This window comes from Erwinia tracheiphila, from assembly GCF_021365465.1.
In the GTDB taxonomy this organism is placed as follows: domain Bacteria; phylum Pseudomonadota; class Gammaproteobacteria; order Enterobacterales; family Enterobacteriaceae; genus Erwinia; species Erwinia tracheiphila.
In genome coordinates this window covers 3,524,720-3,548,094 of the sequence record NZ_CP089932.1, presented here as the reverse complement: position 1 = coordinate 3,548,094, position 23,375 = coordinate 3,524,720, and the positions used below count along the sequence as shown (strand labels likewise).

General features: G+C 52.8%; 23 protein-coding genes and 2 pseudogenes. 15 read left to right on the top strand and 10 right to left on the bottom strand.

Features of this window, described 5'->3' with window-relative positions:
- The first annotated feature begins 25 nt into the window (after positions 1 to 25).
- Positions 26 to 826, top strand: coding sequence for a tRNA cyclic N6-threonylcarbamoyladenosine(37) synthase TcdA (gene tcdA, locus LU633_RS18515; protein WP_016190198.1), 801 nt, complete (start codon positions 26 to 28; stop codon positions 824 to 826).
- Here tcdA and csdE read toward each other — a convergent pair whose 3' ends face one another.
- Positions 827 to 1,270 carry a cysteine desulfurase sulfur acceptor subunit CsdE gene (csdE, locus tag LU633_RS18510; RefSeq protein WP_082103764.1) on the bottom strand — a complete coding sequence of 148 codons (444 nt, stop codon included), beginning with the start codon at positions 1,268 to 1,270 and terminating at the stop codon, positions 827 to 829.
- Between the two features lie 2 nt (positions 1,271 to 1,272).
- Positions 1,273 to 2,478: a cysteine desulfurase CsdA gene (csdA, locus tag LU633_RS18505; protein WP_016190196.1), complete on the bottom strand. Its 1,206-nt coding sequence runs from the start codon at positions 2,476 to 2,478 to the stop codon at positions 1,273 to 1,275.
- A gap of 210 nt (positions 2,479 to 2,688) precedes the next feature.
- Here csdA and LU633_RS18500 point away from each other — a divergent pair, with 210 nt between their 5' ends.
- Positions 2,689 to 2,886: a YgdI/YgdR family lipoprotein gene (locus tag LU633_RS18500; RefSeq protein ID WP_016190195.1), complete on the top strand. Its 198-nt coding sequence runs from the start codon at positions 2,689 to 2,691 to the stop codon at positions 2,884 to 2,886.
- A gap of 88 nt (positions 2,887 to 2,974) precedes the next feature.
- Here LU633_RS18500 and tnpA read toward each other — a convergent pair whose 3' ends face one another.
- Entirely contained in the window at positions 2,975 to 3,412 is a 438-nt protein-coding gene (gene tnpA, locus LU633_RS18495) for an IS200/IS605 family transposase (RefSeq protein ID WP_046371975.1), read from the bottom strand.
- Positions 3,413 to 3,858: 446 nt separating this feature from the next.
- On the opposite strand from tnpA, the gene LU633_RS18490 reads away from it, so the two are divergent.
- Genes LU633_RS18490 through rlmM form a run of 3 tightly spaced genes read left to right on the top strand, consistent with a single transcriptional unit; the run spans position 3,859 to position 6,315 of the window.
- Positions 3,859 to 4,776: a transcriptional regulator GcvA gene (locus LU633_RS18490; RefSeq protein ID WP_016190193.1), complete on the top strand. Its 918-nt coding sequence runs from the start codon at positions 3,859 to 3,861 to the stop codon at positions 4,774 to 4,776.
- Positions 4,777 to 4,826: 50 nt separating this feature from the next.
- On the top strand, positions 4,827 to 5,222 hold the full coding sequence (locus LU633_RS18485; RefSeq protein ID WP_016190192.1) for a DUF423 domain-containing protein: 396 nt from the start codon (positions 4,827 to 4,829) through the stop codon (positions 5,220 to 5,222).
- The gene (gene rlmM / locus LU633_RS18480) at positions 5,215 to 6,315 is read left to right on the top strand and encodes a 23S rRNA (cytidine(2498)-2'-O)-methyltransferase RlmM (RefSeq protein ID WP_016190191.1); all 1,101 of its coding nucleotides are present in this window, start codon (positions 5,215 to 5,217) and stop codon (positions 6,313 to 6,315) included. Before LU633_RS18485 ends, rlmM begins: the two co-directional genes overlap by 8 nt.
- A 34-nt stretch (positions 6,316 to 6,349) precedes the next feature.
- On the opposite strand, the gene xni is transcribed toward rlmM, so the two are convergent.
- The 3 genes from xni to queF form a co-directional block, all read right to left on the bottom strand.
- On the bottom strand, positions 6,350 to 7,114 hold the full coding sequence (xni, locus tag LU633_RS18475) for a flap endonuclease Xni (RefSeq protein WP_016190190.1): 765 nt from the start codon (positions 7,112 to 7,114) through the stop codon (positions 6,350 to 6,352).
- 42 nt (positions 7,115 to 7,156) lie between these two features.
- Positions 7,157 to 8,515 carry a nucleotide 5'-monophosphate nucleosidase PpnN gene (gene ppnN, locus LU633_RS18470; protein ID WP_016190189.1) on the bottom strand — a complete coding sequence of 453 codons (1,359 nt, stop codon included), beginning with the start codon at positions 8,513 to 8,515 and terminating at the stop codon, positions 7,157 to 7,159.
- 190 nt (positions 8,516 to 8,705) lie between these two features.
- Positions 8,706 to 9,551 (bottom strand): NADPH-dependent 7-cyano-7-deazaguanine reductase QueF, encoded by an 846-nt coding sequence (gene queF, locus LU633_RS18465; RefSeq protein WP_016190188.1) that lies wholly within the window; start codon positions 9,549 to 9,551, stop codon positions 8,706 to 8,708.
- 142 nt (positions 9,552 to 9,693) lie between these two features.
- Between queF and syd the strand changes: the two genes are divergently transcribed.
- From syd to LU633_RS18445, 4 genes are all read left to right on the top strand, one after another.
- Complete coding sequence (syd, locus tag LU633_RS18460) at positions 9,694 to 10,269, top strand: SecY-interacting protein (protein ID WP_040465418.1); 576 nt, start codon at positions 9,694 to 9,696, stop codon at positions 10,267 to 10,269.
- A 552-nt stretch (positions 10,270 to 10,821) separates the two neighbouring features.
- Entirely contained in the window at positions 10,822 to 11,145 is a 324-nt protein-coding gene (locus LU633_RS18455) for a YqcC family protein (protein WP_016190186.1), read from the top strand.
- Positions 11,145 to 11,924: a tRNA pseudouridine(65) synthase TruC gene (gene truC / locus LU633_RS18450; protein WP_016190185.1), complete on the top strand. Its 780-nt coding sequence runs from the start codon at positions 11,145 to 11,147 to the stop codon at positions 11,922 to 11,924. Before LU633_RS18455 ends, truC begins: the two co-directional genes overlap by 1 nt.
- Positions 11,925 to 11,945: 21 nt before the next feature.
- Positions 11,946 to 12,395, top strand: a complete 450-nt coding sequence (locus LU633_RS18445) for a flavodoxin (protein WP_016190184.1) — start codon at positions 11,946 to 11,948, stop codon at positions 12,393 to 12,395.
- 43 nt (positions 12,396 to 12,438) lie between these two features.
- On the opposite strand, the pseudogene LU633_RS18440 reads toward LU633_RS18445, so the two are convergent.
- From LU633_RS18440 to LU633_RS18425, 4 genes and pseudogenes are all read right to left on the bottom strand, one after another.
- Positions 12,439 to 13,542 (bottom strand): annotated as a pseudogene (locus LU633_RS18440) (UxaA family hydrolase); the annotation flags it as partial.
- Between the two features lie 151 nt (positions 13,543 to 13,693).
- Positions 13,694 to 14,908: an IS91 family transposase gene (locus tag LU633_RS18435; protein ID WP_046371879.1), complete on the bottom strand. Its 1,215-nt coding sequence runs from the start codon at positions 14,906 to 14,908 to the stop codon at positions 13,694 to 13,696.
- Positions 14,909 to 14,916: 8 nt separating this feature from the next.
- Complete coding sequence (locus LU633_RS18430) at positions 14,917 to 15,057, bottom strand: hypothetical protein (RefSeq protein ID WP_161796965.1); 141 nt, start codon at positions 15,055 to 15,057, stop codon at positions 14,917 to 14,919.
- Positions 15,058 to 15,373: 316 nt separating this feature from the next.
- A pseudogene (locus tag LU633_RS18425) lies at positions 15,374 to 15,883 on the bottom strand (UxaA family hydrolase); the annotation flags it as partial.
- A 506-nt stretch (positions 15,884 to 16,389) separates the two neighbouring features.
- On the opposite strand from LU633_RS18425, the gene LU633_RS18420 reads away from it, so the two are divergent.
- The 6 genes from LU633_RS18420 to LU633_RS18395 all read left to right on the top strand — a co-directional run bounded on the left by LU633_RS18420 (position 16,390) and on the right by LU633_RS18395 (position 23,360).
- Entirely contained in the window at positions 16,390 to 17,733 is a 1,344-nt protein-coding gene (locus LU633_RS18420; RefSeq protein ID WP_016190181.1) for an MFS transporter, read from the top strand.
- Positions 17,734 to 17,743: 10 nt separating this feature from the next.
- The gene (locus LU633_RS18415) at positions 17,744 to 19,081 is read left to right on the top strand and encodes an enolase C-terminal domain-like protein (RefSeq protein WP_040465316.1); all 1,338 of its coding nucleotides are present in this window, start codon (positions 17,744 to 17,746) and stop codon (positions 19,079 to 19,081) included.
- 27 nt (positions 19,082 to 19,108) lie between these two features.
- Positions 19,109 to 20,449 carry a glucarate dehydratase gene (gudD, locus tag LU633_RS18410; protein ID WP_016190178.1) on the top strand — a complete coding sequence of 447 codons (1,341 nt, stop codon included), beginning with the start codon at positions 19,109 to 19,111 and terminating at the stop codon, positions 20,447 to 20,449.
- Positions 20,450 to 20,466: 17 nt separating this feature from the next.
- Entirely contained in the window at positions 20,467 to 21,237 is a 771-nt protein-coding gene (garL, locus tag LU633_RS18405; protein WP_016190177.1) for a 2-dehydro-3-deoxyglucarate aldolase, read from the top strand.
- A gap of 22 nt (positions 21,238 to 21,259) precedes the next feature.
- Positions 21,260 to 22,144, top strand: a complete 885-nt coding sequence (garR, locus tag LU633_RS18400) for a 2-hydroxy-3-oxopropionate reductase (protein WP_016190176.1) — start codon at positions 21,260 to 21,262, stop codon at positions 22,142 to 22,144.
- A gap of 70 nt (positions 22,145 to 22,214) precedes the next feature.
- Positions 22,215 to 23,360 carry a glycerate kinase gene (locus tag LU633_RS18395; protein WP_016190175.1) on the top strand — a complete coding sequence of 382 codons (1,146 nt, stop codon included), beginning with the start codon at positions 22,215 to 22,217 and terminating at the stop codon, positions 23,358 to 23,360.
- Positions 23,361 to 23,375: the final 15 nt, after the last annotated feature.

Sequence of the window (23,375 nt, the reverse complement as noted above, 5' to 3'; positions counted from 1 at the left end):
TTGCGGGCAATTTCAGAGGTAATCAATGAGTTCTCTTTCTGACGCCTGGCTGCAACGCTTTGGCGGCACTGCCCGTTTGTACGGTCAGCCTGCCTTAAAACTGTTTGCGCAGGCGCATATTTGTGTAGTGGGCATTGGTGGTGTAGGTTCCTGGGCAGCGGAAGCGCTGGCACGAACCGGTATTGGCGCTATTACCCTTATTGACATGGATGATGTCTGTGTCACCAACACCAACCGGCAAATTCACGCCCTGAAAGAGACGGTTGGGCAGTCAAAGACCGAGGTGATGGCGCAACGGATTTTGGCTATCAACCCGGAATGCAGCGTCACCTGCGTAGATGACTTTATCACCACACAAAATACCGCTGAGTTAATAAACCACAGTTTCACCTATGTTATTGATGCGATTGATAGCGTGCGCCCGAAAGCGGCATTGCTTGCTTTTTGCCGACGAAATAAGATCCCGCTGGTTACCACAGGCGGGGCAGGCGGGCAAATCGATCCAACGCAAATCGAGGTTGCTGATTTGGCAAAAACTATTCAGGACCCACTGGCGGCTAAATTACGTGAGCGCCTGAAGCAGGATTTTAATGTGGTTAAAAACAGCAAGGGCAAGCTGGGTATAGATTGCGTGTTTTCGACGGAAGCTCTGATGTATCCGCAAACCGATGGTTCCGTTTGTGCCTCCCGCAGCACGGCAGAAGGCTCCATGCGAATGGATTGTGCCTCAGGCTTTGGTGCCGCCACCATGGTGACCGCAACCTTCGGCTTTTTCGCGGTATCGCACGTGTTAAAGAAAATGATGGCGAAAGCGGCACGCGGGTAGTCAACCCGCTTTCTGAGCCGCCTCTTTCACTGCCGTAGCCAATGCATGCAACCCTGCGCTGCGTGAGGTACTGAGCTGGTCGCGTAAGCCCAAATCGTCAAATAAAGATAAGGGTTCCAGCCGGGCTAATGTCGCAGGAAGCTGTCCTTCCACCGCAGTTAACAACACCGCCAGCAATCCCCGTACAATGCGCCCTTCGCTATCACCATAGAAGTGCAGGCTGCCATCGGAAAACTGCTGGTGCCCCAGCCAGACCCGGTTTTCACAGCCGCTCTGTTCATTTTCTGCCGTTTTCAGATCCTCAGGCAGGGCGGGGAGCTGTTTCCCCAGTAAGATCAGCTGTCTGTAGCGATCTTCCCACTGAGAATAAGCAGCAAATTTTTGTCGTAACGCGTCTGCGGTAATGTGTTTTCCAAAAGGATGGGGTGCCACGATCAAAGTCATATTCAGTCTGCCAGTAATTCCAGTGCACGGGCCATGCTATTGACCAGTGCGTCAACGTCGTTGTGCGTATTATAGGGAGCGAATGAGGCGCGCAACGTACCGCTGATGCCCAGCGCCTGCATAAGCGGTTGGGTGCAATGTTGTCCGGCCCGTAATGCAATGCCACTTTCTGCAAGCAGCGTCACTATGTCGTTGTGATGAACGCCTGCTATTTCAAACGATAACAGGCTTGAGCGGCTGGCACGAAAGCTGCGAAAGCCGGGAAAAGTGGCAAGGCGCTCCTCGGCAAGATCGGCCAGTCCGCAGCTCCATTTCTCTGCTCCCGAACGGTCCTGCTCTTCCAGCCATGTCAGTACGGCACTCAGACCAATTACGCCAGCAACGTTAGGTGTTCCGGCTTCAAATCGCCACGGAACGGGTTGTGCCGTGAATCCTTCAAAGGTGACAGCTGATAGCATTTTTCCGCCGCCATGCCAGGCCTCCATGGTTTCCAGCAGCTCCGGTTTGCCGTAAAGGACACCAGTCCCCATCGGGCCATACAGTTTGTGGGCAGAAAAAGCATAAAAGTCGATATCAAGTGCCTGCACGTCAACGGCTGCATGTACCACGCCCTGAGCGCCGTCGATCATGACTTTTGCCCCAGCATGATGGGCGAGGGCGGTTGCCAGCGCCAAATCCGCGCAGCCCCCGGTCACATTGGACATCTGGCCCAAAGCTACCAGCCGTGTGCGTGTGGTGAGCAACTCCGGCAGCAGCGCAATATCGGGCAGGTGATTTTCTGCCAAGGGCCAGCGAATAACCTTAGCGCCTGTTTGTTCTGCGACTATCAGCCAGGGAACCAGATTGGCATGGTGTTCCGCCTCGCTGACCACGATTTCATCACCCGGCCGCAGACGAGGGCGTAGCCAGGACTGGGCCACAAGGTTAATGGCTTCAGTGGTGCCTTTTGTCCAGATGATACTGTTGGCTGTTGTTGCACCAAGCAGATGAGCGACCTGAGCGCGGGCATTTTCATAACGCCCGGTCAGCTCACGAGCGCTGGCATATTGACTACGGTGAACCGTGCCAGCACTCAGGCTGTAAAATTGTTGTGTAGCCTCAATGACGGCCTTTGGCTTTAACGCCGTAGCGGCACTATCAAGATAGATACCGGCATCGGCTAGTGCCGGGAATTGCTGGCGAAACTGTGCGGGAATAAATGGCCTCATACTCTCCTCAAAGGGATGCTGGATTAATGCTGCTTGTTTCCGAACCACTCTGAATTACGGGTGTCCGGCTGGCAATGTTGAAAAAGCGCGTTATCCTGAATTATGCAAGGTTTAAACTATCACCCGCAAATAAGCGATCAGTTAACAATGGGTTTTTCGATCATCGAGGCGAGGGTTTATCGCACCAGTACTGCAAGGAGAAACAAAAAGATGAAAAAACTCGCTGCTATTATGGCTGCATGTTCCAGTAACTATGTGATGCACACCAATGACGGTCGGACCATTGTCTCCAGTGGTAAACCCGTGGTGGGCAGTGATACTGGCATGATCAGCTACAAAGATGCGAATGGCAACAAACAACAGATTAATCGCGCTGATGTGAAAGAAATGGTAGAAATGGGTCAGTAAATCCCGAGTAAAAAACCACCTGCATAGCAGGTGGCATTGATATCGCCCCACAGGGGCGCACTAAGTCCAGACTCAGAGAGCCTTCCCTTCACACTTCTTTCAGTGGAAGCTGGCTCTCTTCAACTTCATGTTTTTCCTGATACTTCACGTACTTTATTATCATTTCTTCGTTTATACCTACGGTATCGACACAATAACCTCTTGCCCAAAAATCATTCCCCCACTGCTTGTTCTTACGCAGGCAGGGAAATTTACTGAACAATCGAAGGACTGTTTTACCCTTTAAGTCGCCTGTTACATGGGAAATCGAAAGCCATGGAGGCACTTTTACCCGCAAATGGACATGGTCTGTCTGGACATTCAGCTCCACTACTTCTATCCCGGGCTGCTCACCTGAGATCCTTATCGGCTTACAGACCTCTTTACCAACATTGTTCCTGAGAATGCGAAACCGGTACCTGGGTGTCCATACGATATGATATTGACAACACCAGAGCACATGAGATGCTTTCTGGAATCTGCTCATGGTTAAATCCCTGGCAGTTATGGGGATAACAGATTCGGATTTTCCCATGAGTAGCATGACTGGCAGAGCCAGCTTATTGCTGACCACCTCCACAGGAGGTGGTGTTCATGCAGGGATAAAAAAGCACCGCAGTTGCGGTGCTAATAATCTTTGTGGACAGACAGGGTGAATCTGAAGAATAAAAGTAGCGATGCTACCAAGTCAGCAAAATGCCGGACCAATTGCAAACACAACATCACCGCCACAAGCCAAACGCCCGCAAAAATCTCACCTGACTGACTTAATTTCACGCAGCTTTTCGTTACGGCTCTGGAAGTGCGGCAACTATAGGTATTTGCTGGTGCATCCGCAATGGACAAATTATAATGCCCCGGATAAAAAAAACTAATGCGTAAATCTCCTCGGAGCGTTGCGCCCGTCGTCGATGAAAACTTCACCCGGTAACCATGTCAAAACGTCTTCCCCCGCTGAATGCCCTGCGTGTCTTTGATGCTGCCGCGCGACATCTCAGCTTTACCAAAGCTGCTGAAGAGTTGTTTGTTACTCAGGCTGCTGTGAGTCATCAAATCAAATCTCTTGAGGATTTTCTTGGGCTTAAGTTATTTCGTCGCCGTAACCGCTCTTTGCTGTTGAGCGAAGAGGGGCAAAGCTATTATCTTGATATCAAGGAGATTTTTTCTGCATTGAATGATGCCACGCGTAAACTCCAGGCGCGAAGTGCAAAAGGTGCACTGACCGTCAGTTTACTGCCAAGCTTTGCCATCCAATGGCTGGTTCCAAGGCTGTCCAGCTTTAATTCAGCTTATCCGGGGATCGATGTGCGGATTCAGGCCGTGGATCGCGATGAGGCGAAACTGTCTGATGATGTTGATGTGGCGATTTTTTACGGACGTGGTAACTGGCCAGGTTTGCGAGTGGAAAAACTGTACGCAGAATATCTGCTGCCAGTATGCTCGCCGCTGTTATTAACCGGCGATAACCCCATCAAATCGCCACAGGACCTTGCGAGCCATACGCTGTTGCATGATGCCTCGCGCCGGAACTGGCAATCTTATACCCGTCAGCTTGGCGTGGCGCATATTAACGTGCAACACGGCCCGATTTTCAGCCATAGCGCAATGGTTTTGCAGGCCGCTATTCACGGGCAGGGCGTCGCGCTGGCTAATAATGTGATGGCACAGACAGAAGTTGAAGCGGGGCGACTGGCCTGTCCTTTTAATGACGTTCTGGTAAGTAAAAATGCTTTTTATCTGGTTTGTCATGACAGTCAGGCAGAACTGGGTAAAATAGCCGCTTTTCGTCGATGGATTCTGGCAAAAGCGGCCAGCGAACAGGAAAAGTTTCGTTTCCGTTATGAAAATTGAACCCGGAACGGGCCAGGCATGCGGTGCGTGCAATCTTTAAGGGGAAGTGAATGTCGGGTCGTGCAATGCTGATATTTGTTGCCATTAGCGGCTTTCTTTTTGTGCTGCTGGGGGCGTTTGGTGCCCATGTGCTGAGTAGATCGCTGGGAGAAGACGAAATGGCCTGGCTGAAAATCGGCCTGGAGTATCAGGGGTTTCATACTTTAGCGATTCTTGGCATGGCGGCGGCGATGTTACGTCGGGCTAATATCTGGTTTTACTGGAGTGGCGCGTTTCTGGCGTTGGGAACAGTATTATTTAGCGGCAGTTTGTACTGCCTGGCACTTTCTTATCTCCGACTGTGGGTTTATGTGACGCCTGTCGGTGGCACATGTTTCCTTGTGGGGTGGATGTTGATGTTGGTTGGCGCACTGCGTCTGAAAAAAAAGGCGGATCGCTATGAATAAAGTTTTACTTTACTGTCGCCAGGGCTTTGAGAAAGAGTGTGCAGCTGAAATTACGGCTAAGGCGGCTATCCGCGAAGTGTATGGATTTGCCCGGATAAAAGAAGACGCAGGTTACATATTATTCGAATGTTATCAGCCGGAAGAGGCGGAAAAGTTGGTCAGCGATCTGCCGTTCAGGGAACTGATTTTTGCCCGTCAGATGGTGGCCGTTGGGGAACTGCTCCGTGATCTCTCCCCGTTTGATCGTGTCTCGCCAGTTGTTAATGCGCTGACAGGCGTGGTAGAAAAAGGCGGTGAATTGCGCGTCGAGGTGCCTGACACCAACGAGAGCAAAGAGCTGTTGAAGTTTTGTCGGAAATTCACCGTGCCTTTGCGCGGTGGCCTGCGTGCCGCGGGTATCCTGCTTAATAACGAGAATGCTGCCCATCCGGTAGTGCATGTTTTTTTTATCGCCTCGGGCTGCTGCTACGTCGGGTATTCCCTCACGCAAAATAATTCGCCTTTTTTTATGGGTATCCCCCGGCTGAGGTTTCCCGCCGATGCCCCCAGTCGCTCAACATTGAAGCTGGAAGAAGCATTCCACATTTTTATTCCTGCAGATGAATGGGATGAACGCCTGGCAAGTGGGATGTATGCGGTTGATTTGGGGGCCTGTCCCGGTGGTTGGACTTATCAGCTGGTGAAGAGAGGTATGATGGTTCATGCCGTTGATAACGGACTAATGGCCCCTGCGCTGATGGATAGCGGTCAGGTTTTTCATCATCGGGAAGACGGTTTTAAATATCGTCCGACGCGCAGCAATATTTACTGGCTGGTATGCGATATGGTGGAAAAACCGGTACGTGTGGCCAGTCTGATGGCGGACTGGCTGGTTAATGGCTGGTGTCGTGAGTCTATTTTCAATCTTAAGCTGCCGATGAAAAAGCGTTATGAAGAAGTGACGCAAAATCTGTCCATGCTCGACGAAAAATTGAAGGCTAACGGCATAAACGCGCAAATCCAGGCACGGCAGTTGTACCATGACCGAGAGGAAGTCACGGTGCACATTCGTTGCTTATGGGGAGCTACCCCCGGCCGTCGCGATGAGCGTTAGTTGTCTGGATCTTGTAATAACGACGTAACCATTATCAGGCCGTTGATGGCGGCAACCTCAGCTCTTTCAGGTTTCCCGCCAGCACCAGATCGGTTTTCAGGGTGGCAACCTGACGGCAAATAAGAGCCATCTCCCTGCTGTGCTCCAGCTTTTTCCGCCACTTTTCTGCAACCGCGGGTAAATTTTCATAAAGCGCCTCCAGCGTGCCGAATTCCTGAAGCAGGTGCGCGCCGCTTTTTGCTCCGATCCCCGCCACGCCGGGAATTTTGCTGCTGGCAATGCCGGTGAGCCCCCAATAGTCCGTTAGCTGGCCGGGATTTACCCCAAATTCCTGGCTTATAAAGGAGTGGTCCAGCCAGCGTTTTTGAAAATAGTCACGTATTCTAATTTCTGGCATTAGCAACTGACAGTAGCCCTTATCTGTGGACACAATCGTCGCCTGATGCCCATTACGGACCACTTTTGTGGCAAGGGTCGCGGCCAGATCGTCTGCCTCCTCACCGCGGGCGTGCCAGCAGGCGACCCCTTTCGCAGTAAACGCTTCCCGCAGTCTGGGCATTTCCTCCCGCAGAGTTTCAGGCATGGGTGTTCGTCCTGCCTTGTAGTCAGCTAGCAGGTGATGACGCCAGCTTTTATGGCGTTCCTCGTCATCAAATACGGCGACAGCATGAGTTGGCTGGCTGTGAAGGATAAGCTGTTGCAGTGCATTGACGCAGGCTTGCAGGCAGGATGTCCCCTGCACCGAGTGGATACGGCGAATCAGATTAAGTGCATCAACAATTAATAAATGAACAGTCATTTTCGGCTCAGAAAGGAGCGGCCCGGGCCCCTTCGGTTGAGATTATTTAATGATTTCATAGCAGGGAATGTAAGCCGTTCCTGGCAGCTTCATTCGATGTTGGGCAACAAATCCCTGTAGTAAATCGTCCATGCGGCGCATTATTTCCGGTGCGCCATGTAGCCTGTAGGGACCTTTCTCCTTAATCGCCCTGATGTCCACGTCCTTAACGTTGCCAGCCACAATCCCTGAGAACGCCCGGCGCAGTGAAGCGGCGAGCTGTTCGGCGGGCTGATCCGGGGAAAGATTGAGATTGGCCATATTTTCGTGCGTCGGAATAAAGGGAACCTGAAGATCCGGGGCAATGCGTATCGCCCAGTTAAAACTGTAGGCATCCCCGGTTTCACGGCGGTGCTCTTTAACTTTAGGCATGGCTTTTTTCATCTGCCGGGCCACTTCAGGCGCATCATCAATAATGATGGTGTAGTGCTGACGTGCGGCCTCACCCAGCGTATTCACGATAAACTTATCCATCACCCGGAAGTAATCTGCACTCTCTTTTGGCCCGGTCAGAATCAACGGGAGCACCTGGTCGTGATTATGCGGATTAATCATGATGCCCAGCAAGTAGAGCAGTTCCTCCGCCGTTCCCACGCCACCGGGAAAGATGATAATACCGTGTGCGATACGTACAAACGCTTCGAGACGTTTTTCAATATCTGGCATGATAATCAGTTCGTTCACCAACGGATTGGGTGGCTCTGCGGCAATAATGGAAGGTTCCGTCAGGCCAATAAAACGTCCCTCTTTATAGCGCTGTTGTGCATGGCCAACTGCTGCTCCTTTCATCGGTGCTTCCATCACGCCGGAACCACAGCCAGTACAAATATTTAACTCACGCAGGCCAAGCTGGGATCCGACCTTTCGGCAATACTGATACTCAATTTCATTAATTGAATGACCGCCCCAACAAACAACGGTATTGGGTTCTTCACCGACGTGAAGCGCTCTGGCATTGCGCAGGATAGAAAACACAAGGTTGGTTATCTGCACTGAATCATCATTCTTCTGGTGCTGGACGGCACTGTCCATCTGTCCGTTTACAAACAGGATGTCGCGCAATACTGCGAACAGGTTAGCCTGAAGGGAACGAATAATACGCCCATCAACAAAGGCTTCTTCCGGGGGATTATGCAGTTCAAGCTTAACGCCTCGCTCACGCCGCAGTATGTTGATGTCGAAATTTTCAAAGCGTGACAGAAGTTCATGGCTGCTGTCGGTTTGGCTTCCGGAATTAAGCACGGCAAGCGAACAGTTGCGGAAGAGTTGGTAAAGGTCGCTGCGGGCAGTCCTTTTTAGCATGTCGACTTCCAGCTGGGATAACAGATCCATTGAGCCTAACGGGCTAATTTGTGTAATCAATTTAACTCCTTTACATCCATCCGGGTGGCGATTGCTCCCGACGACAGCACGACTTATCGTCCGGCTGTGAAGAGAAAATATAAGTAAGGCAGGAAAATCCATCGCCCGCACTGAGAGTAGCCTTGTCTGGCAGGATTTAACAATAGCGTACCTTGCGCTTATGCGTAACGGTACGCAAATCTGCACCAGATTACTGGCGTACCAGACGGGAGCGAGCGGGTATAAATGGGACGTTGCTGCGCCATGGATTTATATCGAGCCCGCCTCGCCGCGTATATCTTGCATAGATGCTCAGGTTTTCGGGCTGACAAAAGTGCAGAATATCGTTGAAAATGCGTTCCACGCACTGCTCATGAAACTCATTGTGCTGACGGAACGAAATCAGATAGCGTAACAGTGCTTCATGACAAATGCGCGGACCTCGGTAGTTTATCTGCACGGAACCCCAGTCGGGTTGATGGGTAATCAGGCAGTTTGATTTCAGCAAGTGACTGACCAGTTTTTCTTCCACCTTGTAAGATTGCGTCGCCTTTGACAGCCAGTCGGTACTGAATGCATAGCTGTCAATTTCAATATCCTGCTCGTCAATACATTTACCATCGAAATGACTGACAGGTTGGCCCTCTAACTCTTGCAGACGGAACAAGGCGACACTGACTTTTCCCTGAGCGCAGTGACTGAGATCGCGCTCCAGCGCCTGACGAACGTCCTCCCAGCTGGCGAAGCGGGTTTGGTTAAAACTATTGAGATAGAGCTTAAAACTTTTTGACTCAATCAAATTGATGCTGCTGGCCTCAAGGGTTACCTCGCCGACAGCGACCTGTGGTAAACCTTTGGCGTTGAGCCATGACAGCTCATAGAGCGTCCAGATATCCGCTCCGTGAAACGGTAGATTTTCTGGAAAAAGACCAAGGGGCTCCCGGTTCATACTTCGCGGTACGGCTTGCAGTAAAGAAGGCTGGTAATTATCGTGGTATTGTGTTGGTTTTCCCAACGTCAGACTGCTGAGTACCTGATGTGAATCTTTTAAAGACATGGTTTGACCTTATGCCCTGCAGCAGGCGTGTGATAACAAATGGTCAGACAGCCTGCGTTACGGAAAGCCCGAGTAATAAAGCGGGTTGCCTGCTATAAACTTAGCCTTAGTGTAACTCAGGCTATAACGAGTGAAAAAAACAATGATCGACGAGACGGCTCGCGCCCTGACTGATTTTACCCGGTGTTACTGTGACGCCTGGCTGGGGAAATATGGCCATCCCCCAGCCAGCAGTGAACTTTATACTGTGCCATCGCCGTGCGTGCAGGAAAGTACGGAGGGCCGCGTTTTTTGGCTGCCGCAGCCTTTTACGCTGGCTAAAAATCTTGATGCGGTGGAACGGGCGCTGGAATTACGTATTCAACCCTCGGTAGTTGCCTGGTATACAGCGCAATTTGCTGGTGATATGGAGATCACTGTAGACGAACTATCCTGTACTCTGTTGCAGACCTGGAGCGAAGATGATTTCGTACGTTTGCAGGAAAACTTGATTGGGCATCTGATAATGCAAAGGCGTCTTAAGCTGTCACCGACATTGTTTATTGCAACTACACCCTCAGAGCAGGAAGTTATCTCTGTCTGTAATCTGTCAGGGGAGGTCGTTTTGGAACAGACAGGCAGCAAAAGACGAAAAGTGCTGTCTAATCATATTATTGATTTTCTTTATAATATTAAATATTTCAATCAATTTTGCGGAGAACGGACAGTTATTTTGTGAGATATCTCTTACGCACCTTGTAAGAGATCGCTATTTAAGTTACGGATTACTCTCAATGCTTTAGATTAAAATCATTGTAAATCATAGTCTTGATTAGTACAGTATTCTGTAAAGTGATCGTCTTATTTAAAAATACACCTGAGCCGTATTGTTTGCTTATGATATTAGGGCAGAATAAACCTCATCGGAAAGGATGCTGTGATTCATGGATTGGATCAGGACACATCTGGATGATGCTGCAGGGACGGTCTTCAGGATGAAGATAAAGGGACCTCTCAGGAAGAGATAAGGGACACCTCCAGGACGGAGATCGTGAGCTATCAGTAAGATAGCGAGCTGGGATGCTCAGGGAGTATCACCATAGACGGTGAAATGTAGGAAACAATCAGGGACAAAGTTATCAAGGATGAGCAGGGAGCATTAATGTAGCTGGATTGCTGCGAACGAATTGGGGGCACTGTTATTACAGTGCCCCCTTTTTTCGTTATTTTTACGCGCAATGGCGAAAATGTTATCCTTACCGCCACGCTTTATGCTGACGGAAAATGAAAAATGAGCAAAGAGATGCAGGTCAGGCAAGCTTTAAAAGCCGTTGAACAAACATTAAAGGATGCCGGGTTATGGCAATCCTGTGCGCCAGTGGCCAGTGCATTTGAAAGCCAGCAACCATTTTGCGTAGATACCATGATGCCTTTGCAGTGGTTGCAGTGGGTGTTTCTGCCCAGAATGCACGCCCTGCTCAGTGCAGGCGCTGAATTGCCGCTCAAGCTCGCTATCGCGCCATACTATGAAGTTGCGCTCGAAGGAGATATTCTTCACCGTGCCGCGCTGCTGTATGCCCTGAATCAGATTGACAGCCTTTTTGAGCACGACTGATGCTTGAAATTATCTATCAGGATCAATGGCTGGTAGCCGTCAACAAACCTGCAGGTTGGCTTGTGCACCGAAGCTGGTTGGACCGCCACGAATCGGTGTTTGTGATGCAGACGTTGCGGGACCAGATTGATCAGCATGTCTACACTGTCCACCGCCTGGATCGTCCCACTTCCGGGGTACTGTTGCTTGCGTTATCCAGTGATGTTGCCCGGCAGTTGTCAGAACAGTTCGCACAGCATCAGCTACAAAAGACCTATCATGCGGTAGTGAGAGGCTGGCTGTCAGGCGAGGAGTCGCTTGACTATGCCCTCACTGAACAGCTGGATAAAATCGCTGATAAATTTGCTCAACCGGAGAAAGCACCGCAGTCGGCAATTACTCACTGGCGCTCGCTGGCGACAGCTGAACTGCCTGTTCCGGTCAGTCGTTATCAGACATCGCGCTACACCCTGGTGGAATTGCACCCCCAAAGCGGTCGCAAACATCAGCTACGCCGTCATATGCGTCATCTTCGCCACCCCATTATTGGTGATACCGCACATGGCGATCTGCGCCAGAACCGCAGTGCGGCAGAAAACTTTGCCATGAGCAGGCTGATGCTGCATGCAAGTGCGCTAACGTTGACACATCCGATTACCGGCGCACCGTTATTTTTACGTGCCGGGCTCGACAGCACCTGGCAGAACGTCATTCGTGCTTTTGACTGGCAGAGCGCTTTTCCTGGTTTTGACGGGGTTGAGTTTGATCTCGCTTGCCCTCAGGATAGACCCCACAAATAAGCGCCAGAATGGGAGAAAAGCATGGCTCGGGTAGGAATTTTTGTTGGTACGGTTTACGGTAACGCGCTGCTGGTGGCTGAAGAGGCTGAACCATTGCTGACAGAGCAGGGGCATGAGGTGAAAATTTTTGAAGATGCCACGCTCGACGACTGGCAGAACTACAGTGATGGCGTGGCTTTAATCGTCACCTCTACGACCGGCCGGGGCGATCTGCCAGACAGCATCGCGCCGTTATTTCACAGCATCAGGGAGAAGCTGGGGCATCAGCCGGGTGTCCGCTATGGCCTGATTGCATTAGGTGACAGCAGTTATGATGATTTCTGTGGTGGCGGTAAACAGTTTGATGCGCTGCTGCAGGAACAGGCCGCACAGCGGCTGGGAGAAGTGCTGACGGTGGACGCTAGCGAAAACCCGGAGCCGGAAGAAATCACTTCGCCCTGGATTGAGCAGTGGGCGAAGCATCTGCACTGAGCATGACGGGTTAATCCGACACAGGTCGCCGTGGCGTTTTTTATCAGGTAACCGGCGCTGGATTAAACACCGACAGCGCATTATGAATCCCCCAGCGGTCAGACCAGGTCTGCTTACGACCGCTGGCAATGTCCAGAATAAGTTCGAACAGTCGCCAGCCAACCTGCTCAATGGTTTCCTTACCGGTGGCGATGGTCCCCGCATTGATATCCATCAGGTCGTGCCATCTTTCCGCCAGCGCGCTGCTCGTGGCCATTTTGATTACCGGAATTGCCGCCAGCCCGTAAGGCGTGCCGCGTCCGGTGGTAAAAACCTGCAAGGTGATACCGGACGCCATTTGCTGTGTACCGCAGACAAAATCGCTGGCCGGTGTGGCGGCATAGATCAACCCGCGTCGGGTTGGGCGTTGTCCGGGGGAAAGCACCTCCACAATAGGACTACGGCCTGATTTGGCAATCGACCCCAGAGCCTTTTCAACCACGTTTGCCAGCCCACCTTTTTTGTTGCCGGGGGAAGGATTAGCACTGCGATCGGTTTTGCCCAAACTGAGATAGTCATCATACCAAGCCATCTCCTCCAACAGTCGCTGCCCGGTTGCCACATCAATTACCCTTGGAGTAAGCAGGTGAACCGCATCGCGAACCTCGGTGACTTCCGAAAACATCACAGTGGCACCACAGCGCACCAGCAGGTCGGACGCAAAGCCCACCGCTGGATTGGCCGTTACGCCGGAAAACGCATCGCTGCCGCCGCACTGCATTCCCACCATCAGTTGTGAAGCCGGTACCGTTTCGCGCTGGCGTTGATTGAGTCGTTTCAGATGGCGTTCTGCAACCTGCAGAATATCGTTCACCATGGATTCAAAACCAACATGCTTTTCATCCTGCAAACGCACTACATCCTCGTCATCAAGGAAGATAGCCTGTACATCAGGCGTTCCTTCCAGCAATCGTTCCGGCTGCAATTTTTCGCAGCCCAGGCTAACGATCATTACCTCTCCGCCAAAGTTGGCATTCAGCGCCAGATTGTGGATGGTGCGGATTGGCACGACGGCTGCAGGCGCATTAATCGCCACACCACAGCCATATAAATGATTGAGGGCCACCACGCCATCGACATTGGGATAGCGGGGCAGCAGCTCGCGTTCATGGTTAGGAAACTGAATCATCGTTTTAAAAATTTCCTGACCATGAGCAGCAGTGTCTGTAATGCAGTAATGATGTGCCATCGGGAACGTTATGGTCATAAAATGGCATTTGCGGCGCGTTTTTAACCTGAAAGCTGTTTTTCAGACGCACTTATCCCGCAGTCTGTGCCAGAAGCCATCGTTTCCGGTCGATGTTATGCAGTCTTTCTGCCACCAACTCCGACGCGTGCCTCCCGGCCTGCGCACTGCTGAAGCGCAGTCGGTTGCCGCACAGAATGCATTTGTACGGATCCGTGCGCAGAAATTCTTTCATCAGCGCGGCGAAGCCGGGCTTCTCCGGTTTTTTCCGCGCTTCCATCTCCAGGGCTTCATACACCTTCGGCAGCAGGCTACCCCGTTTACGGTTTGATAAAAAACCGTAATAACGCACCATCTTAAAATGCTTCGCCGGGATATGGCTGATATAACGTCCGATCATATCTTCCTGCGTCAGCGTCTGCTGCCGGTACTGCTGCGTACGGTGGTCGTAATAGTGGTGCACCACCGCGCCGCCGCTGTAGTGCCTCAGCTTCGCCGCCGACACGGGGGGCCGTTTCAGGTACCGGCCCAGATATTTGACGCTCCGCCAGGCCCCCCGGGTCTTCTTCGCGAAGTGGACCTTCCAGCGGCGCCCGTACTGCGCCTGCAGATAGCGCAGCCACTGTTTTTTGTCGTGGATATGCCCCAGCCCCGGCAGCCTGCCGGGGTTAATCAGGTCATAGCTGTGGCGCAGCAGCCGGATGACGGCTCCGCGCCAGATTTCCTCCACGGCATGCTTTTTAAAGAAGAGGTCGCGCCATACGCCGTGTTTAATATCAAGCCCGCCGCGGGTGACGGAGAGATGAATGTGGGGATGCTGGTTGAGCTGGCGACCGTAGGTGTGCAGGGCGCAGAAGATACCGACTTCCACACCCTGTTTTCTGGCCCAGCGGAGCATGGCGCGGGTGGCTGCGCGGAACAGGGCATTGAGCAGAGGCCAGTTATTGTTGAAAAAGGGCCACAGCAGATGGGGCATGGTGAAGGTGATATGCTGCCAGTCGCAGTCGGGCAGAATTTGCTGTTGCTCTGTAATCCACTGCTCCGTGGCCTTATGTCCGCAGGAGCTGCAGCCTTTTGATTTACAGGTCTGGCAGAAGAAGCGGGTGTGGGTGCAGTCCGGGGAGGCGCAGCAGTATCGCTTCACCCCCATGGCAGCAGTGCCGCAGGCGAGCATGCGCTCGACGCAGAGTACGGTCCAGGGGCTGAGGGTGTCCCCGTGTTTATCCATATACCGGTTCCAGGCGTCATCAGTGGTGAACAGCAGTTTTGCCGGGCGCGGGATATACATGCGGCGGATTATCGCTCTGCAGTGGCACCGGTATTATAGTGCCAGTCGTCACAGTCATCGGCCCAGTTGTCGGTGTGTTTATCCCAGGGAGCGAAGGTCACCGGCAGCATGCCGGATTCTGTGGCGATAATAAACACATCGGCTGGCATGGACTCAAGGACGACATCGCCGTCGGGTGAGTCAGGCGGCTCAAAGCCGCGGATGATGCAGACGAGAGGCGGGTCGAAGTGTGTATCGAGGAAAAACTGTGGCCCCAGGTGGACACAGTGACGAATGGCATCCTGCGGAGTGTCGTAAAAAACTCGTCGGGGTCGTCATAATCGCTCCGGGGCGGAATGGACACCAGAAAACGCTTAGGATATCCGGGTATAGCGCGTCGGGACGAGGGCGTGGGTTTACGCTTTCTGGGGGCTTTGCTACGGGCCATGTGAATGATTTCCTGAGAAATTAACATACCGCAGAGTATAAAGCTGTGAGCCGGTCATGAACACCCTCGGAACGGCAGAGCCGTGACGCTCGAATGATTTTCACCACATAATCCAGCACGCCTGCCACACAGTGCACGCTGGTGGTGATGCCGAGGAGGTTACGCGTGCCCACGCTGCCATCGGCATTGCGGTAGCCTTCAAAGGTATAGCCGGTTAGCGGCGGCAGGTGCGGGGGAACCTGCGTTGCCAGCGGCAGGCTGGAAAGCAAGGGGGCTTCCGGCAGTGTAACCAGTGATTCATCAATCCAGCAGCCACGATCAATATCGCGAACGGCATAACCAATAATTTCACCATAACGTACGATATTGCCGCCCTGAAGAATGTCGGCGAGGGCCACTTTATGGCCCTGTGGAATATGTTCTTTCAGGCGCAGGCCGCATGAAAACTCACTTCCGGCAGGGAGGCCATTGTCATTGACCACAATGGCGACATTATCGTTCTCATGAACCTGAATATAGAGTGGGGGATGGTTTCTGGGAATGTTCATTTCTCGACAAGTCCTGGCTAAATAAATGTAGGTTTTATCTCTCCATAAATGATGAAAATCCTTCGTCAGCGTTAAGACTCTCTGCGATTCACAGTATAAAAAGCGCATGAGACAAAAACATTATGCGAATGTCCGACAAAAAAATAACTGAAAGGTTACTTTTTTGGCATAAGCCCTGGTTCAGGTGAGCCACCTCACAAAGGCGGACAGAGTGTGACTGCTTTCGCAGAATGCAAATGTTCCGTGAGCCAGGGCGCAGTAAATAAGGCAAATGCTGCAATAAAACCTGATTTTAACCTTTTACATTGTGCATTTTACCGATGTGCTGCCAATGCCACGTTTCTATACTTTTGCTCACTGATGATGGATCGCCACGCTGCGTTTCGAGTTTCTCTGCCAGTCAATCTTAATCGCTGTGTTTAACCCAACATCATTCTGATACCCAATGCGATGTGTATGCCGTTCAGAGTGCCAACAGCCTGCGAGCTGGATTTCAGGAGTGCATTATGAATTCAATCACTGGTACCGCGAGTGACGTGCAAAAAAGAACGCACGCACGCTACTGGATCGTGGTGATGCTGTTTATTGTCACCTCTTTTAATTACGGAGACCGTGCGACTATTGCCATTGCCGGTTCCGCTATGTCGAAGGATATCGGTCTCGATCCTGTCGGACTGGGTTATATCTTCTCTGCGTTCTCATGGGCTTATGTTATTGGGCAGATTCCCGGCGGCTGGCTTCTTGACCGTTTTGGCTCAAGGCGCGTCTATTTCTGGAGCATTTTCCTTTGGTCGCTGTTTACCCTGCTTCAGGGCTTTGTCGATTTGTTTAGCGGTTTTACCGTGATTGCCGTGCTTTTTATGTTGCGTTTCCTGGTTGGGCTGGCCGAGGCACCTTCGTTTCCCGGTAACAGCCGGATTGTTGCCGCCTGGTTTCCTGCACAGGAAAGAGGCACTGCCGTGGCTATCTTTAACTCGGCACAATATTTCGCCACGGTGATTTTTGCACCCATCATGGGATGGCTGGTGTCAGCAGTGGGGTGGGCGCACGTTTTCTGGTTTATGGGCGGACTTGGGATCATCATCAGCCTCATCTGGTTGAAGGCAATCCGCGATCCGAACACACATCTTGGCGTCAACAGTGCCGAACTGGCTTATATGGAGCAGGGCGGAGCGCTGATTCATATGGATCAAAAGCAAACAGTACGGAAAGTCAGCTGGGCTGAAAAAACGCACCAAATCAAGCAGCTTATTGGTTCCAGAATGATGATCGGCATTTATCTGGGGCAATACTGTATCAATGCCTTGACCTACTTTTTTATTACCTGGTTCCCGGTTTATCTGGTGCAGGCGCGCGGCATGTCCATTTTAAAAGCCGGGGTGGTGGCTTCTGTGCCCGCCATCTGTGGTTTTCTCGGCGGCGTGCTGGGCGGCATCATTTCGGACTGGCTGATGCGCAGAACCGGATCGCTGAATATTGCCCGTAAAACGCCCATCGTATTGGGGATGCTGCTCTCCATTATCATGGTGGTGTGTAACTACGTCGATACGGAATGGGTTGTGGTGTTCTTTATGGCACTGGCGTTCTTTGGAAAAGGGATTGGTGCGCTGGGCTGGGCCGTCATGGCGGATACCGCACCGAAAGAGATCAGCGGTCTGAGCGGCGGCCTGTTCAATATGTTTGGCAATATCTCCGGCATTGTTACGCCTGTCGCCATTGGCTACATCATTGCCACTACCGGCTCATACAACGGCGCACTGGTGTACGTCGGCATCCATGCTTTTGTTGCGGTGCTGAGTTATCTGGTGCTGGTAAAAGACATTAAACGTATTGAGCTCAAGCCGCTCTGAAGGAGACGTGATGAGTACGCAAAGCACGCCCGTGATCACCGACATGAAGGTTATCCCGGTGGCGGGTTATGACAGCATGCTACTGAATATCGGCGGTGCGCACAGTGCTTATTTCACCCGCAATATTGTGGTGCTGACCGACAGCGCCGGCCACACTGGCGTGGGTGAAGCGCCAGGTGGCGAGACCATTTTTCAGACGCTGCTGGCCGCGGTGCCTCAAGTCATAGGGAACGAAATTGCGCGGATGAACAGCCTGGTGCAACAGGTACATAAAGGAAACCAGTCGGCGGATTTCGATACTTTTGGTAAGGGCGCATGGACCTTTGAACTGCGGGTGAATGCGGTTGCTGGGCTGGAGGCGGCTCTGCTTGATCTGTTAGGGCAATACCTGCAGGTGCCAGTGGCAGAACTGTTGGGGCCGGGTAAACAGCGCGATGCAGTGGCTGTTCTGGGCTATTTGTTTTACATCGGGGATCGTCGAAAAACCGATTTGCCCTATTTGGCCGGCGAACAGGCAGACCATGCCTGGTATCACCTGCGCCATCAGCCGGCGATGGACAGCGCTGCTATGCTGCTGTTGGCGGAGGCCGCACAGGATAAATACGGGTTTAAAGATTTTAAACTAAAAGGCGGTGTGCTGCCGGGTGAACAGGAGATTGAGACGCTAAAAACGCTGAAAAAACGGTTCACCGATGCGCGAATTACCGTCGATCCCAATGGTGCCTGGGGGCTGGATGAAGCCATTTCGCTGTGCAAAGACCTGCGAGGCATCCTGGCCTACGCAGAGGATCCCTGTGGCGCAGAGCAGGGCTATTCAGGGCGGGAGGTGATGGCCGAATTTCGCCGTGCAACCAGTTTGCCGGTAGCGACCAATATGATTGCCACCAACTGGCGTGAGATGAACCACGCCGTCATGCTGAATGCGGTCGATATCCCGCTGGCCGACCCGCATTTCTGGACGCTGAGTGGCGCAGTGCGCGTTGCCCAACTTTGTGATGACTGGGGTCTGACCTGGGGCTGCCACTCCAATAACCATTTTGATATCTCGCTGGCGATGTTTACCCACGTCGGTGCGGCTGCACCGGGGCAACCTACCGCTATTGATACTCACTGGATCTGGCAGGAGGGCAATCAACGCCTTACCCGGGAACCGCTACAAATTCGTGGAGGTAAGATCGCGGTGCCGGACGCACCGGGTCTGGGGGTTGAGCTGGACTGGGAAAGGCTTGAGCAGGCCCACGCACTGTATAAAACACTGCCGTGCGGAGCGCGCAATGATGCCCTCGCCATGCAGTACCTGATCCCCGGTTGGACATTTGATCGCAAGCGCCCGGTTTTCGGGCGTTAAATTCGGGTTATTGAGAAGGAACACGCTATGAATCATGCGACAGCCACACCCATCATCATTGATATGCAGGTTATTCCGGTGGCGGGTTATGACAGCATGCTGCTCAACCTCAGTGGGGCACATGCACCGTTTTTCACCCGTAATATTGTCATTATCAAGGATAACTCCGGGCATACCGGCGTGGGAGAAATTCCTGGCGGCGAGAAAATTCGTAAAACTCTGGAAGAGGCGGCGGCGTTGCTGACAGGGCATACCCTCGGTGAATATAAAAATCTGCTTAGCCAGGTACGCAATGCCTTTGCCGACCGCGATGCTGGTGGTCGTGGCACGCAGACCTTCGATTTGCGCACCACTATTCACGTGGTGACCGGTATCGAGTCTGCGCTGCTCGATCTGCTGGGGCAGCATCTGGGGGTCAATGTTGCTTCACTGCTGGGGGAGGGGCAGCAGCGCGATCGCGTGGAAATGCTGGGCTATCTGTTTTATATCGGCGATCGCCGTAAAACCTCGCTGCCTTACCAGTGTCAGCCCGATGAGGCATGCGACTGGTATCGCCTGCGGCACGAAGAGGCACTGACGTCTGAACGTGTGGTTCGGCTGGCAGAAGCGGCTTATGAAAAATATGGCTTCAACGACTTCAAACTAAAAGGCGGTGTGCTGGCGGGTGAGGAAGAAGCAGAGGCCATCACCGCGCTGGCAAAACGTTTCCCGCAGGCGCGCATCACGTTGGATCCAAACGGTGCCTGGTCGCTGGAAGAGGCGATTGCGTTGGGGGAATCACTGCGTGACGTGCTGGCCTATGCGGAAGATCCGTGCGGTGCGGAGCAGGGATATTCCGGGCGTGAAGTCATGGCGGAGTTTCGTCGGGCGACCGGGTTGCCTACCGCCACCAATATGATTGCCACTGACTGGCGACAGATGGGACACACCTTGTCTCTGCAATCTGTCGATATTCCCCTCGCCGATCCCCATTTCTGGACCCTGCAAGGTTCGGTGCGCGTCGCACAAATGTGCCACGATTTCGGTCTTACCTGGGGCTCGCATTCCAATAACCATTTTGATATCTCGCTGGCGATGTTCACCCATGTGGCTGCGGCGGCCCCCGGAAAAATTACCGCCATTGATACCCACTGGATCTGGCAGGAGGGCAATCAGCGTCTGACCCGTCAGCCGCTGCAAATTAAAGGCGGCTGCGTTCAGGTTCCTGAAAGACCCGGCCTGGGGGTTGAACTGGATATGGACCAGGTGATGAAGGCCAATCGACTGTATCTGCAGCACGGTCTGGGTGCGCGTAATGATGCGCAGGCCATGCAATTTCTGGTGCCGGGCTGGGCCTTTGATAATAAGCGCCCCTGTCTGGTGCGCTAACGTTTCAGGAGAAAGTGATGAGCTATGTAAACGTCCCTAACCGTTTCCGTCAGCGTCTGTTGGCCGGAGAGACCTTAATCGGTAGCTGGTGTGCACTGGCAAATCCAATCACTACCGAAATCCTGGGACTGGCTGGTTTTGACTGGCTGGTTCTGGATGGGGAGCACGCCCCCAACGATATCACCACTTTTATTCCACAACTGATGGCGCTGAAAGGCAGCGCCAGCGCGCCAGTGGTACGGCCACCCTGTAATGAACCGGTCATCATTAAACGCTTGCTGGATATTGGGTTCTCCAATTTTCTCATTCCCTTTGTGGAAACAGCCGAAGAAGCCAGCAGGGCTGTGGCATCCACACGTTATCCGCCGCAGGGCATTCGTGGGGTGTCCGTTTCTCATCGCAGCAACATGTACGGCACCGTGCCGGATTACAACCGCATCATTAACGATAACGTCAGCTTACTGGTGCAGATCGAAACCCAGCGGGGGGTGGACAATATTGATGCGATTGCGTCGACAGAGGGCGTGGATGGGGTTTTCGTTGGCCCGGGCGATCTCTCGGCGGCACTGGGCTACCTGGGACAACCAGCCCATCAGGCGGTGCTGAAAGTCATTAAGCATATTTTTGAACGGGCGAAAGCGGCTGGCAAACCCAGCGGCATACTTGCACCAGTTGAGGCCGATGCCCGACGTTATCTGGAATGGGGCGCTGGTTTTGTCGCAGTCGGGAGCGATGTCGGTATCTTCCGAGGTGCCACGCAGGCTTTATGCGATCGCTTCAAAAAATAATTCATCGTTAAGGAGAAAAAACATGAAAATCGGCTTTATTGGTCTGGGCATTATGGGCAAACCCATGAGTAAAAACCTGCTGAAAGCGGGTTACAGCCTTGTGGTACGCGATCGCAATCGGGAAAGCGAAGCGGAGCTGGTCAGTCTGGGCGCTGGCGTGGCTTCTTCTGCCAAAGCCGTCGCCGAGCAGTGTGAGGTGATTATCACCATGCTGCCCAATTCGCCTCAGGTTAAAGAGGTGCTATTGGGCCAGGCAAGTGTTATTGAGGGCGCGAAAGCAGGTACCATTATTATTGATATGAGTTCGATTGCGCCGCTGGCCAGCCGTGAAATTTATCAAGCGCTGGCAGAAAAAGGGATTGCCTTGCTGGATGCGCCCGTAAGCGGCGGTGAACCAAAAGCAATTGATGGCACGCTGTCAGTGATGGTCGGGGGTGACAAGGCACTGTTCGACAAATGTTACGACATTATGAAAGCAATGGCCGGCTCAGTAGTGCATACGGGCGATATTGGCGCAGGTAATGTGACCAAACTGGCCAATCAGGTGATCGTCGCACTGAATATTGCGGCGATGTCAGAAGCGCTGACCCTCGCGACCAGGGCGGGCGTAAACCCGGAGCTGGTTTATCAGGCTATTCGCGGTGGGCTGGCCGGTAGCACCGTGCTGGATGCGAAAGCGCCGATGGTTATGGACCGTAATTTCAAGCCGGGATTCCGTATCGATCTGCATATTAAAGACCTGGCTAACGCGCTGGATACCTCCCACAGTGTAGGTGCGCAGTTGCCGCTGACCGCAGCGGTGATGGAGATGATGCAGGCATTACGCGCCGATGGGCTGGGTACAGCCGATCACAGCGCCCTGGCCTGTTACTATGAGAAATTAGCCAAAGTTGAAATCAGCAAATAGCCGCGCGATCCGGCTTGACGGCACCTGCTCCCGCCGGGTCGGGAAGAGCTTAACAGCGAACGGATAATATATGAAAATACTCATCGCTCCCGATTCATATAAAGAAAGCCTGACCGCCCGGCAGGTTGCCAGACACATTGAGCTGGGGTTCCGCGAAATTTTCCCTGATGCAGATTACGTCAAACTACCCGTAGCCGATGGGGGCGAAGGCACCGTCGAGGCAATGGTGGCCGCGACAAAAGGTAGCCTGATCCGCCTGACGGTGACTGGCCCGCTTGGCGAGCCGGTAGCGGCATTTTACGGCTTGTCTGGCGATAAGCGCTGCGCCTACATTGAAATGGCGGCGGCGAGCGGGCTTGAACTGATGGCGACGACAGATCGCGACCCGCTGATCACCACATCATGGGGGACCGGAGAGCTGATCCTTAGTGCGCTCGATCAGGGCGTCAGGCATTTTATCATTGGTATCGGTGGCAGCGCGACCAACGACGGTGGTGCCGGGATGGTGCAGGCACTGGGTGCGAAATTACTGGACCATCACGGTCAGCAAATTGGTTACGGCGGTGGCCAGCTTGTACAACTGGCTTCTGTTGATATGAGTGATTTCGATTCACGCATTCAATACTGCCGTTTTGAAGTGGCCTGCGATGTGACCAATCCGCTGGTGGGCAAAGAAGGTGCCTCTGCGGTGTTCGGCCCGCAAAAAGGCGCCACTTCTGAGGGGGTTAAACAGCTGGATAAAGCGTTAGCGCACTATGCAGACGTTATCCTTCGGGAACTGGATATTGACGTACTTTCCCTGGTGGGCGGTGGTGCGGCTGGGGGAATGGGCGCGGGACTATACGCTTTCTGCCATGCAGAACTGCGCCGGGGCGTGGAGATCGTGACCGAAGCGCTGGGACTTGATCGCCTGGTAAAGGAGGCCACGCTGGTCATTACCGGTGAAGGTCGCATCGACAGCCAGACCATTCATGGCAAGGTGCCCATTGGGGTAGCGAAAATAGCTAAACGCTACAATAAGCCGGTTATTGGTATTGCGGGAAGTCTGACGCCGGATGTGGCGGTAGTCCATCAGCACGGGCTGGATGCCGTTTTCAGCGTGATCTACCGAATCACCACACTGGAAGAGGCCTTGTCATCTGCGGCAGAGAATGTGCAAATGGCCGCGCGCAATATCGCGGCTTCCATTGCCGTGGGGCAAACCATAGGCAAATAAGTTGACCAACGGGGC

Excerpts from the sequence above, each read along its gene's own strand:
- queF (WP_016190188.1), bottom strand. The coding sequence starts at position 9,551 with ATGTCTTTAAAAGATTCACATCAGGTACTCAGCAGTCTGACGTTGGGA.
- truC (WP_016190185.1), top strand. The coding sequence starts at position 11,145 with ATGCTTGAAATTATCTATCAGGATCAATGGCTGGTAGCCGTCAACAAA.
- LU633_RS18395 (WP_016190175.1), top strand. The coding sequence starts at position 22,215 with ATGAAAATACTCATCGCTCCCGATTCATATAAAGAAAGCCTGACCGCC.
- garL (WP_016190177.1), top strand. The coding sequence starts at position 20,467 with ATGAGCTATGTAAACGTCCCTAACCGTTTCCGTCAGCGTCTGTTGGCC.
- csdA (WP_016190196.1), bottom strand. The coding sequence starts at position 2,478 with ATGAGGCCATTTATTCCCGCACAGTTTCGCCAGCAATTCCCGGCACTA.
- syd (WP_040465418.1), top strand. The coding sequence starts at position 9,694 with ATGATCGACGAGACGGCTCGCGCCCTGACTGATTTTACCCGGTGTTAC.
- csdE (WP_082103764.1), bottom strand. The coding sequence starts at position 1,270 with ATGACTTTGATCGTGGCACCCCATCCTTTTGGAAAACACATTACCGCA.
- tnpA (WP_046371975.1), bottom strand. The coding sequence starts at position 3,412 with ATGAGCAGATTCCAGAAAGCATCTCATGTGCTCTGGTGTTGTCAATAT.
- LU633_RS18430 (WP_161796965.1), bottom strand. The coding sequence starts at position 15,057 with ATGCCAGCCGATGTGTTTATTATCGCCACAGAATCCGGCATGCTGCCG.
- LU633_RS18420 (WP_016190181.1), top strand. The coding sequence starts at position 16,390 with ATGAATTCAATCACTGGTACCGCGAGTGACGTGCAAAAAAGAACGCAC.
- tcdA (WP_016190198.1), top strand. The coding sequence starts at position 26 with ATGAGTTCTCTTTCTGACGCCTGGCTGCAACGCTTTGGCGGCACTGCC.
- LU633_RS18455 (WP_016190186.1), top strand. The coding sequence starts at position 10,822 with ATGAGCAAAGAGATGCAGGTCAGGCAAGCTTTAAAAGCCGTTGAACAA.
- LU633_RS18415 (WP_040465316.1), top strand. The coding sequence starts at position 17,744 with ATGAGTACGCAAAGCACGCCCGTGATCACCGACATGAAGGTTATCCCG.
- LU633_RS18485 (WP_016190192.1), top strand. The coding sequence starts at position 4,827 with ATGTCGGGTCGTGCAATGCTGATATTTGTTGCCATTAGCGGCTTTCTT.
- LU633_RS18500 (WP_016190195.1), top strand. The coding sequence starts at position 2,689 with ATGAAAAAACTCGCTGCTATTATGGCTGCATGTTCCAGTAACTATGTG.
- rlmM (WP_016190191.1), top strand. The coding sequence starts at position 5,215 with ATGAATAAAGTTTTACTTTACTGTCGCCAGGGCTTTGAGAAAGAGTGT.
- LU633_RS18490 (WP_016190193.1), top strand. The coding sequence starts at position 3,859 with ATGTCAAAACGTCTTCCCCCGCTGAATGCCCTGCGTGTCTTTGATGCT.
- gudD (WP_016190178.1), top strand. The coding sequence starts at position 19,109 with ATGAATCATGCGACAGCCACACCCATCATCATTGATATGCAGGTTATT.
- garR (WP_016190176.1), top strand. The coding sequence starts at position 21,260 with ATGAAAATCGGCTTTATTGGTCTGGGCATTATGGGCAAACCCATGAGT.
- LU633_RS18445 (WP_016190184.1), top strand. The coding sequence starts at position 11,946 with ATGGCTCGGGTAGGAATTTTTGTTGGTACGGTTTACGGTAACGCGCTG.
- LU633_RS18435 (WP_046371879.1), bottom strand. The coding sequence starts at position 14,908 with ATGTATATCCCGCGCCCGGCAAAACTGCTGTTCACCACTGATGACGCC.
- xni (WP_016190190.1), bottom strand. The coding sequence starts at position 7,114 with ATGACTGTTCATTTATTAATTGTTGATGCACTTAATCTGATTCGCCGT.